Consider the following 229-nt stretch of genomic DNA (forward strand, 5'->3'; position numbering starts at 1 on the left):
TGAAAATTTCATTCGATTTTATTAAAGTAATTAATTTTAAAAATCACACTGATTTATCTATCAATTTTAAAGATATTACAAATATCGAAGGTCGTAACGGAGCTGGGAAGTCAACGATTGGTGATGCGCCAACTTGGTTATTATTCGGTACTGATATCAATGGTAATAAATTAGATCCTAAGCCAATTGGTGAGGATGATGCAGAAACTACAGTTTTACTAGTTCTAAA

1 protein-coding gene is annotated in these 229 nt (G+C 31.0%); it reads left to right on the plus strand.

What is annotated here, in order from left to right; translation table 11 throughout:
* A partial coding sequence (locus tag CN692_RS19270; protein ID WP_179874492.1) for an AAA family ATPase occupies positions 1 to 229 on the plus strand: 229 nt, incomplete at both ends.

Source organism: Bacillus sp. AFS002410 (genome assembly GCF_002556365.1).
Classification (GTDB): Bacteria; Bacillota; Bacilli; order Bacillales; family Bacillaceae_G; genus Gottfriedia.